Origin of the sequence: Rhodosalinus sp. (assembly GCF_046542825.1) — a bacterium.
GTDB lineage: Bacteria > Pseudomonadota > Alphaproteobacteria > Rhodobacterales > Rhodobacteraceae > Rhodosalinus.
In genome coordinates this window covers 1-8,593 of the sequence record NZ_JBKHAQ010000116.1, presented here as the reverse complement: position 1 = coordinate 8,593, position 8,593 = coordinate 1, and the positions used below count along the sequence as shown (strand labels likewise).

Annotated in this window: 10 protein-coding genes; 6 read left to right on the top strand and 4 right to left on the bottom strand. The window is 70.3% G+C overall.

Annotation, left to right across the window (positions count from 1 at the left end; translation table 11 throughout):
- The 3 genes from ACLFOB_RS12870 to ACLFOB_RS12860 form a co-directional block, all read right to left on the bottom strand.
- The coding region (locus ACLFOB_RS12870; RefSeq protein WP_410926321.1) for a YaaA family protein at positions 1-398 on the bottom strand (398 nt) is incomplete at its 3' end.
- A 29-nt stretch (positions 399-427) separates the two neighbouring features.
- Positions 428-2,479, bottom strand: coding sequence for a DNA helicase RecQ (gene recQ / locus ACLFOB_RS12865; RefSeq protein WP_410916626.1), 2,052 nt, complete (start codon positions 2,477-2,479; stop codon positions 428-430).
- Positions 2,480-2,631: 152 nt separating this feature from the next.
- Positions 2,632-2,919, bottom strand: a complete 288-nt coding sequence (locus tag ACLFOB_RS12860) for a YggT family protein (RefSeq protein ID WP_410916627.1) — start codon at positions 2,917-2,919, stop codon at positions 2,632-2,634.
- A gap of 128 nt (positions 2,920-3,047) precedes the next feature.
- On the opposite strand from ACLFOB_RS12860, the gene ACLFOB_RS12855 reads away from it, so the two are divergent.
- From ACLFOB_RS12855 to arfB, 6 genes are all read left to right on the top strand, one after another.
- On the top strand, positions 3,048-3,629 hold the full coding sequence (locus ACLFOB_RS12855) for an acyl-CoA thioesterase (protein ID WP_410916628.1): 582 nt from the start codon (positions 3,048-3,050) through the stop codon (positions 3,627-3,629).
- 48 nt (positions 3,630-3,677) lie between these two features.
- Complete coding sequence (locus ACLFOB_RS12850) at positions 3,678-5,042, top strand: MFS transporter (RefSeq protein ID WP_410916629.1); 1,365 nt, start codon at positions 3,678-3,680, stop codon at positions 5,040-5,042.
- On the top strand, positions 5,012-5,920 hold the full coding sequence (gene mepA, locus ACLFOB_RS12845; protein ID WP_410926320.1) for a penicillin-insensitive murein endopeptidase: 909 nt from the start codon (positions 5,012-5,014) through the stop codon (positions 5,918-5,920). Before ACLFOB_RS12850 ends, mepA begins: the two co-directional genes overlap by 31 nt.
- Positions 5,893-6,744, top strand: coding sequence for an esterase-like activity of phytase family protein (locus tag ACLFOB_RS12840; protein WP_410926319.1), 852 nt, complete (start codon positions 5,893-5,895; stop codon positions 6,742-6,744). The genes mepA and ACLFOB_RS12840 overlap by 28 nt, the downstream gene beginning before the upstream one ends.
- Before the next feature lie 91 nt (positions 6,745-6,835).
- Complete coding sequence (locus tag ACLFOB_RS12835) at positions 6,836-7,459, top strand: queuosine precursor transporter (RefSeq protein WP_410926318.1); 624 nt, start codon at positions 6,836-6,838, stop codon at positions 7,457-7,459.
- 257 nt (positions 7,460-7,716) lie between these two features.
- On the top strand, positions 7,717-8,136 hold the full coding sequence (gene arfB / locus ACLFOB_RS12830; protein WP_410916633.1) for an alternative ribosome rescue aminoacyl-tRNA hydrolase ArfB: 420 nt from the start codon (positions 7,717-7,719) through the stop codon (positions 8,134-8,136).
- A gap of 1 nt (position 8,137) precedes the next feature.
- Here arfB and ACLFOB_RS12825 read toward each other — a convergent pair.
- Positions 8,138-8,593 (bottom strand): phosphate-starvation-inducible PsiE family protein (locus ACLFOB_RS12825; protein ID WP_410926317.1); only part of this gene is annotated, 456 nt, incomplete at its 5' end.

The window sequence follows — 8,593 nt, the reverse complement described above, 5'->3', positions numbered from 1 at the left end:
CGGCTGCCCATCTCCAGCCGGTAGGGCTCGATCAGGTCGAGAGGGCGCAGCACGCCGTAAAGCCCCGAGAGAATCCGCAGACGTGCCTGCCCCCAGCGCAGCGCGTCGGCATCCAGCGTCGCCGCCTCGAGCCCGCGATAGGTGTCGCCGGCGAAGGCAAGGGCCGCGGGTTTGCGCGGCTGGTCGCCGAAGGCCGCAAAGCGCGCGGCGTTGAGTTCCGCAAGGCTGGCGCTGATCCGCATGAGCCGGCCAAGCTCCGCGGCGCTGAGCCCCTGCGCCACCTGCGCAAGTTCCGCCGCCTCCTCCGCGAAGGCGGGCTCGCTCGGGTCGGGCGCGCCCTGGGGCAGCGGCGCCTCGTCCATGTCGAGCTTTTTCGCAGGCGATATCACGACAAGCATCGGCAGTCCTCCGGGTCAGCGATCCTGACTTAGTCCTGCGCGCGCAGGACGTCCAGAAAGGCCGGACCGAAGCGTTCGACCTGTCGCGTCCCCATGCCGGGGATGCGGGCCAGCGCGTCGAGGTCGGCAGGCCGCCGCTCGGCGATGTGCCGGAGCGTGCTGTTGGCGCAGGACAGGGGCTTGTCGATGCCCCTTTCGCCGCGCGCCAGCCTCTGCTGCACCTCCATCAGCCGGTCGTAAAGCGCGCCTTCCGGCCGTCCGGCAAGCCGCCGCCGCACGGGGTGCACCTCTGCCGTCTCGCCCGCGATCACCTCGAGAAAGGCGCGCCCGTAGGTCTCGAGCTTCTTGGCGCCCACGCCGGGGATGCCTGCCATCTCGTCCAGCGTGGCCGGCCGCCGTTCCGCCATGGCGATGAGGGTGCGGTCGTTGAAGACGATGTAGGCGGGCACGCCCCCGGCCTCTGCCAGCGCGCGGCGACGCGCCCTGAGCGCGGCCAGCAGCCCCGCATCTTCCTCGGCGACCAGCGCCTTCGGCGCAGGCGCCGCCGTCTTGCCCATCGTGTCGCGGCGCAGATCGACCCGCGCCTCGCCCTTCAGCACCGGATGCGCGGCCTCCGTCACCCGCAACGCACCATGCCGCGCGGGATCGGGGCGCAGCAGGTCACGACCCATGAGCTGCCGGAAGATGCCGTGCCAGACACCACCGCCATAGGCCCGCCCCACCCCGAAGGTGGGCAGGCCGTCGTGCCCGCGCTGGCGAATCTTCTCGGTCGTTTTGCCGGTCAGGATGTCGATCAGATGCCCCGCGCCGAAGCTTTCGCCAGTGCGGAGCGCGGCCGACAGCGCCATCTGGGCCGCCTCGGTGCCGTCGAAGCGTTCCGGCGGGCTCTCGCACAGGTCGCAGTAGCCGCAGCGCTCTGCCACTTCGCCGAAATAGCCCAGCAGCGTCTGCCGCCGGCACTCCAGCGCCTCCGCCAGCCCCAGAAGCGCGTTGAGCCGCCCGTGGTCCGCCGCGCGCCGCTCTGGCGGGGCCGGGCTTTCGTCGATCTGGCTGCGGCGCAGGCGGATGTCGTCAGGGCCGTAGAGCGTGAGCGTCTCCGCCGGCAGCCCGTCGCGGCCCGCGCGCCCGATCTCCTGATAATAGGCCTCGATCGACTTGGGCAGGTCGGCATGCGCGACCCAGCGGATATCGGGCTTGTCCACCCCCATGCCGAAGGCGACCGTGGCCACCACGATCAGCCCGTCCTCGGTGGCGAAGCGTTCCTCGACCGTGCGCCGCGCGCAGGCCTCCATCCCGCCGTGATAGGCCGCCGCCGCGTGTCCGTCCTCGCGCAGCGCCTGCGCCAGCGTCTCGGTCTTGGCGCGGGTGCCGCAATAGACGATGCCCGACTGCCCGCGCCGGGCGTCCGCAAAGCTCAGGATCTGCTGGCGCGGCTTGTCCTTGGGGCGAAAGGCGAGGCGGATGTTGGGGCGGTCGAAGCCGCGCAGGAAGGTCGCGGGCGCGCGCCCCGCGAAAAGCCGCGCGACGATCTCGGCCTGCGTCTCGGCGTCGGCGGTGGCGGTGAAGGCCGCCAGCGGCACGTCCAGCGCCTGCCGCAACGCGCCGATCCGCAGATAGTCGGGGCGAAAGTCGTGGCCCCACTGGCTGACGCAATGCGCCTCGTCCACGGCGATCAGCGACACGCCCGCCCGCCGCAGCATGCCCGAGGTCGAGGCCGCGCCCAGCCGCTCGGGCGCCATGTAGAGCAGCCGCAGCCGCCCGCCGGCGAGCGCCGCCCAAACGGCCTCGGTCTCTTCCTCGGTATTGCCGGAGGTGAGCGCGCCGGCCTCCACGCCCGCGGCGCGCAGCGCGCGAACCTGGTCGCGCATGAGCGCGATCAGCGGCGAGACCACCAGCGTCACGCCCTCGCGCATCAGCGCGGGCAACTGGTAGCACAGCGACTTGCCCCCGCCGGTGGGCATGATCGCCAGCACGTCGCGGCCCGAGGCCACCGCCTCGACGATCTCGCCCTGACCCGGGCGGAAGCCCTCGAATCCGAACACGTCGCGCAGAATCGCCTCTGCGCCGCCTGCCTCGCCCATCGTTCCCGTCTTCGTTCCGGTTTCTGCCCGCGATCGGAGCCTAGCGCGCTAAACAGCGGGTGAACAAGGCCGGAACGGCGCCGCTGCGGCGCCCCCCGTCCTTTCAATGGTCCCCAAATACCCCTTCGCGGGCTCGGGCCGGGCGCGCCGGCTCAGTAGAAGGCGGCCGCGTTGTTCGTCAGGATGATGCGCAGCGCATAGACGCCGATCAGCGCCACCAGCGGCGCAAGGTCGATGCCGCCCATCGGCGGGATCACCCGGCGGATCGGAGCATAGATCGGCTCCATGATCCGGTTCAGCCCGTACCAGACCTGCGCCACGAACTGCTGCCGCGTGTTCAGCACCTGGAAGTTGATGAGCCAGCTCACGATGACATGCGCGATGATGAAGAACCACAGCACGTCGAGAAGCAGCATCAGAATCTGGAACAGCGACTGCATGGGCATCTTTCCCTTCCCGGATCGCCCGAGACCTATGCGCCCCGCGCCGCGGCGGCAAGTCTGCCGCAAGGTCGCGGTTGACCCTCGCAGGGCGACGCGTCACCCCGCGGGCACAAAGGAGGCTGCCGATGTATCCCTTCGTCCGCATGGTCAAGGAATTGTGGATCGCGCGCAACGCCGCGCCGCTGCCGCTTTCGGGCACCCATGTCTCGCACCACCGCTGCTGGCCCTGGGATCTCGACATCTGGCGAGAGCTCAACAACGGGCGGGCGCTTTCGCTCTACGACCTGGGGCGCATCCCGCTGGCGATGCGCACGGGGCTGATCGGGGCGCTGCGGCGCAATCGCTGGGCGCTGACCATGGCGGGCGCGAGCGTGCGCTACCGGCGCCGGATCCGGGCCTTCGACCGGATCGAGATGCGCTCGCGCGCGGTGTGCTGGGATGCGCGCTTCATCTACCTGGAACAGTCGATGTGGCTGTCGTCGGGCGACTGTGCGGGCCATGTGCTTTATCGTGCGGCCGTGACGGACCGGAACGGGATCGTCCCGCCCGAGCGCGTGCTGCGCGAGATGGGGCACGACCCCGCGCCGCCGCCGATCCCCGACTGGATCGCCGCCTGGATCGAGGCAGAGGCCCTGCGTCCCTGGCCGCCGATGCAGGAATCGGGCGACCCGGCATCGCAAAGGCTTGCCAGACGCGCCGCGCCATAGTCTCTTGCTCGCGGGGCGCGCGACCGCCCCGCCCGTTGGGAGAGGGGCATGGCCGCGCCGTCGCCTGGCAAACGAATCTGGGGCTGGTTCTTCTTCGACTGGGCGAGCCAGCCCTACAACACGCTGCTGATCACCTTCATCTTCGCGCCCTACGTGCAGGAGATGGTGGGCGACGGCAGCGCCGCGCAGACCGCCTGGGGTTTCGGGATCGGGGCCGCCGGGATCGTGATCGCGCTTCTGGCGCCGGTGCTGGGCGCGATGGCGGATATCGCCGGCAACCGCCTGAAATGGATCTGGGGCTTTTCCGGGATGTATGTCGCGGGTGCGGGGATGCTGTGGTTCGCCCGGCCCGAGGACTTCAACCTTGTGCTCACGCTCTTCTGGTTCGCGATCGGCATGATCGGGATGGAATTTGCCACCATCTTCACCAATTCGATGCTGCCCGACCTCGGGCCCAGGGGGAAGATCGGCCGCATCTCGGGCAACGGCTGGGCCTTCGGCTACGCGGGTGGGCTGGTGGCGCTGGTCGTCATGCTGACCCTCTTCGCCGAAAGCGGGGATACCGGCCGCACGCTGATCGGGATCGAGCCGATCCTGGGCCTCGACCCCGGGGCTCGGGAAGGCACCCGCTTCGTCGGGCCGCTGACGGCGCTCTGGTACGCGGTCTTCATGGTCCCCTTCTTCCTCTGGGTGCGCGATCCCAAGCCCGGCGGCCTGCCGCCCGGCGCGCTGCGGCTGGGGCTGGCGGAGGTGGTGCGCACGGTGCGGCGGCTGCCGCGCACGCCCTCGCTTTTCGCCTATCTGGGCAGTTCGATGTTCTACCGCGACGCGCTGAACGGGATGTATACCTTCGGCGGCATCTACGCGGCCGGCGTGCTGGGCTGGAGCGTGGTGGACGTGGGCGTGTTCGGCATCCTTGCCATCATCTCGGGCGCGGTCTTTGCGGTGATCGGCGGCCGGGCGGACGACCGCTTCGGCCCCAGGCCGGTGATCGCGGCCTGCATCCTGATCCTGACCGGCGTGGCGACCGCCATCCTCTTCATCGCGCCCACCCGGGTCTTCGGCATGCCCGTCGAAGAGGGCTCGTCCCTGCCCACCATCGCCTTCTACGTCATGGGCATCCTGATCGGCGCGGCGGGCGGTGTGATCCAGGCCGCGAGCCGCACCATGATGGTGCGGCAGGCCGACCCGGAAAAGATGACCGAGGCCTTCGGTCTCTATGCGCTGGCGGGCAAGGCGACCTCGTTTCTCGCGCCGCTCTCCATCGGTTTCGCCACATGGGCCACAGGCAGCCAGCAACTGGGCGTGACCCCGCTGATCGCGCTTTTCCTGCTGGGCCTTGTGCTGCTAGCCTTCGTGAAACCGGAAGGAGACCGCACGCCTTGGCACGCCGCACCGCCGCTTTCGGCCTGATCCTCGGCCTTGCGCTTGCCGCCTGCGGCAGCGCGCCGGACCGCGTCGCGGCGCCGCCGCTCGACCCGGTGCTGAGTTCGCGCGAGGCCAGGCAGCTTTTCGGCGACGCAGACGGACCCTCGGCGCAGGCGCCTGCCGTGATCGGCGGCTATTCGAAGGGCTGCCTCGCCGGCGGCGTGCAACTGGCGGAAAGCGGGCCGACATGGCAGGCGATGCGCCTGTCGCGCAACCGCAACTGGGCGCACCCGGAGACCATCGCCTTTCTTCAGGACCTCAGCCGCAAGGCGGCGCAGCAGCCGGGATGGCAGGGCCTCTATATCGGCGACCTGAGCCAGCCGCGCGGCGGCCCCATGCTGACCGGGCACCGCAGCCACCAGTCGGGCCTCGACGCCGACATCTGGATGCGGCCGGCCGACCGGCTGAACCTGACCCGCACCGAGCGCGAGACCCTCTCGTCGATCTCGCTGCGCCGCGCGAACGGCGCCTTCACCAACGACAGCTGGAGCCGCGCGCATCACGAGATCCTCAAGGCCGCGGCGAGCGATCCGCGCGTCGCGCGCATCTTCGTCTTTCCCGGCGCCAAGGTGCGCATGTGCAACGACGAGGCGGATGACCGCAGCTATCTGCGCAAGATCCGGCCGTGGTGGGGGCATCACTACCACTTTCACGTCCGGCTGAACTGTCCACGCGGGCAACGCGATTGCGCGCCGCAGGCCGCCCCGCCGCCCGGCGACGGCTGCGCCGAGGCGCAGGAGTGGGTGGAGCGCATCCTCAACCCGCCCCCGCCCGATCCGGACGCCCCGCCGCCGAAGCCGCGGCGTGAACTCACGATGGCCGACCTGCCGCGCCAATGCGCCACAGTTCTTCAGTCGCCCTGAGCGCGGCGGTCCTTCTCCTCCTTGCCGGCTGCGCCGCTCCGGAGAGGGCCATCCATCTGGGCAGCACCGCGATCGGGATCGACAATCCGCGCTCTGGCGGCTTTTCGGCGCTGGAGGTGACGGAAGGGGGGGCGCGGCTGATCGCCGTGAGCGACCGGGCGGTCCTGCTCAGGGCGCGGATCGAGCGCGAGGGCGCGCGGATCACGGGCCTGTCGCAGGTCGCCCTGACCGACCTGCCCGGACGCGACAGCACCGTTCCCGAGAACAGCGATGCCGAGGGGCTGGCCACAGACGGCGACCGCCTGTGGATTTCCTACGAGCAACGGCACCGTGTCGTCGTCCTTCCTGGCGGAAGGGAACTGCCCCGCCCCCCCGACACCAGGGTCCTGCCGCCCAATCGCGGGCTGGAGGCGCTTGCGATAGACGCGCGCAAGGACCTTTACGCCCTGCCGGAATGGCCGGTGGACGGCGGCTTTCCCGTCTATCGCTTCGACGGCGCGTCATGGGCGGTGGCGGGCATCCTGCCCCGGCGCGGCCGCTTCGTGCCGGCGGGTGCGGATTTCGGTCCCGACGGCGCGCTCTACGTGCTGGAGCGGGTCTTCGTGGGTGTCGGGTTCCGCAGCCGCGTGCGGCGCGTGACCTTTGGCGATGGCACCATCGCCGCGGAGGAGACGCTGCTCAGCACCCCGCCCGGCCGCCATGGCAACCTCGAAGGCATCGCCGTCTGGACGGATGCGGGGGGCACCCTGCGAATGACCATGATCGCCGACGACAATTTCATGCCGTTCCAGCGCAACGAGATCGTGGAATACGCGCTGCCCTGACTTGCGCGCCCTGCCTCAACCCCTTATCCGCGACCCGTCCGCCGTGAGGGCGGGCCAAGTCCCCGACCACCTTGTCAAAACGGGAAAGCCCATGACACGCGCACATCTGCCCGGCATCCTTGCCATGGCGGCCATCGTCGTCGCCTCCAACATCCTCGTTCAGTTCCTCTTCGGCCAGTGGCTGACCTGGGGCGCCTTCACCTATCCGCTGGCCTTTCTCGTCACCGACGTGATGAACCGGGTCTACGGCGTGGCCGCCGCGCGGCGCGTGGTCTTCGCGGGCTTCGCCGTGGGCGTCGCCTGTTCGCTGATCGGCACGCAGATCATGGGCGAGTTCGGCCCGCTGGTGACGCTGCGGATCGCGGTGGGCTCTGGCCTTGCCTTCCTGACCGCGCAACTGCTGGACGTGGCCGTCTTCGACCGGCTGCGCGGGGGGCGCTGGTGGCGCGCGCCGCTGGTCTCCACCCTGATCGGCTCCACCGTCGACACCGCGCTTTTCTTCACCATCGCCTTCTCGGCCCGGCTCGCGCCGCTCGAGCCCGCCAACGACGTGAGTTGGGCGAACGAGGCGCTGCCGCTCTTGGGTCTGGGGCCGGTGGTGCCGCTCTGGGTGTCGCTGGCCACCGCCGACTGGCTGGTGAAACTCTCGCTCGCGCTGATCGCGCTCGTGCCGTTTCGCATCATCGTGAAGCGGCTGACCGCACAACCGGTATGATTTCGCTTTGCGCGGGGCACAATCTGTGCCACGCTCCCCCCAGGCGAAACATCGAGAAAGGAGGTGATCCAGTGTCGAGAGAAACATTGGAGAGAGGCGTCGGGACAGTCCGGGAGGCGCGCCCCTGAGGCAGCCCTGAGGGGCGAGGCCCCCGGATTGGCGCGTGCCTGAACCGGCGCCGCCTCCGAGTTCTCGGAAAGGGCCGTCCGCAGGGGCGGCCCTTTTTGCATGCGCCGCCCTGTGCCATATCCTCCACCATGCTGCGGATCACCGACGACATCGCCATCGAGGACTGGGAGCTGACCGAGCAGTTCACCCGCGCCGGCGGCCCCGGCGGGCAGAACGTGAACAAGGTCAGCAGCGCGGTGGAGCTTCGGTTCGAGGCCGCGCGCTCCCCCAACCTGCCCGAGCCGGTGAAGCGCCGGCTGCAGCGGCTGGCCGGCTCGCGCTGGACGAAGGAGGGCGCGGTGGTGATCCGGGTGGAGGACACCCGCCACCAGGCCCGCAACCGCGAGATCGCGCGCGAGCGGCTGACGGAACTGATCCGCCGCGCCGCCGAACGGCCGAAGAAACGCATCCCGACCCGGCCGACGCTGGCCTCGAAGAAGCGCAGGCTGGAGGCGAAGAAGAAGCGCGGCGCGGTCAAGGCGATGCGCGGCCCGGTGGACGGGGACTGACTCAGTCCTCCGCGCCGGGTGAGGGCATGTGCCGGACGCCCGCCCGGCTCTCCGCCCAGGACAACAGCGCCAGTGCCCCGGCCAGCGTCACGATCGCGGCGGACAGGCCCAGCAGCAACAGCGGCTCGGCTGACTCCAGGTCGATCAGGATCAGCTTGCGCACCACGGCCAGCACGCCGATGGCCAGCACCGCGCGCAACTGCGTGAGCCCGCGCCGCCCGCTGACCATGAGCTGCACGGAATGGGCCAACTCCAGCGCGATGATCGCGGCCAGCAGCCGGTCGAACAGGGTCTGGAACACGGCGTAGTCGAGCGCAGCCGAGGGGTCCGCCGCGGCCATCAGGGTCGCGCGGACAAAGCTCCACACGGCCAGCCCGATGACCACCACCATGCCGGCCATGAGGACAAAGGCCACGGCCCGCTCGAAGTGGCGGTAGAGGTCGTCCAGTCGCATCGG

Coding starts and splice junctions, on each gene's coding strand:
- recQ (WP_410916626.1), bottom strand. CDS start 2,479: ATGGGCGAGGCAGGCGGCGCAGAGGCGATTCTGCGCGACGTGTTCGGA.
- ACLFOB_RS12860 (WP_410916627.1), bottom strand. CDS start 2,919: ATGCAGTCGCTGTTCCAGATTCTGATGCTGCTTCTCGACGTGCTGTGG.
- ACLFOB_RS12855 (WP_410916628.1), top strand. CDS start 3,048: ATGTATCCCTTCGTCCGCATGGTCAAGGAATTGTGGATCGCGCGCAAC.
- ACLFOB_RS12850 (WP_410916629.1), top strand. CDS start 3,678: ATGGCCGCGCCGTCGCCTGGCAAACGAATCTGGGGCTGGTTCTTCTTC.
- ACLFOB_RS12840 (WP_410926319.1), top strand. CDS start 5,893: ATGCGCCACAGTTCTTCAGTCGCCCTGAGCGCGGCGGTCCTTCTCCTC.
- ACLFOB_RS12835 (WP_410926318.1), top strand. CDS start 6,836: ATGACACGCGCACATCTGCCCGGCATCCTTGCCATGGCGGCCATCGTC.
- arfB (WP_410916633.1), top strand. CDS start 7,717: ATGCTGCGGATCACCGACGACATCGCCATCGAGGACTGGGAGCTGACC.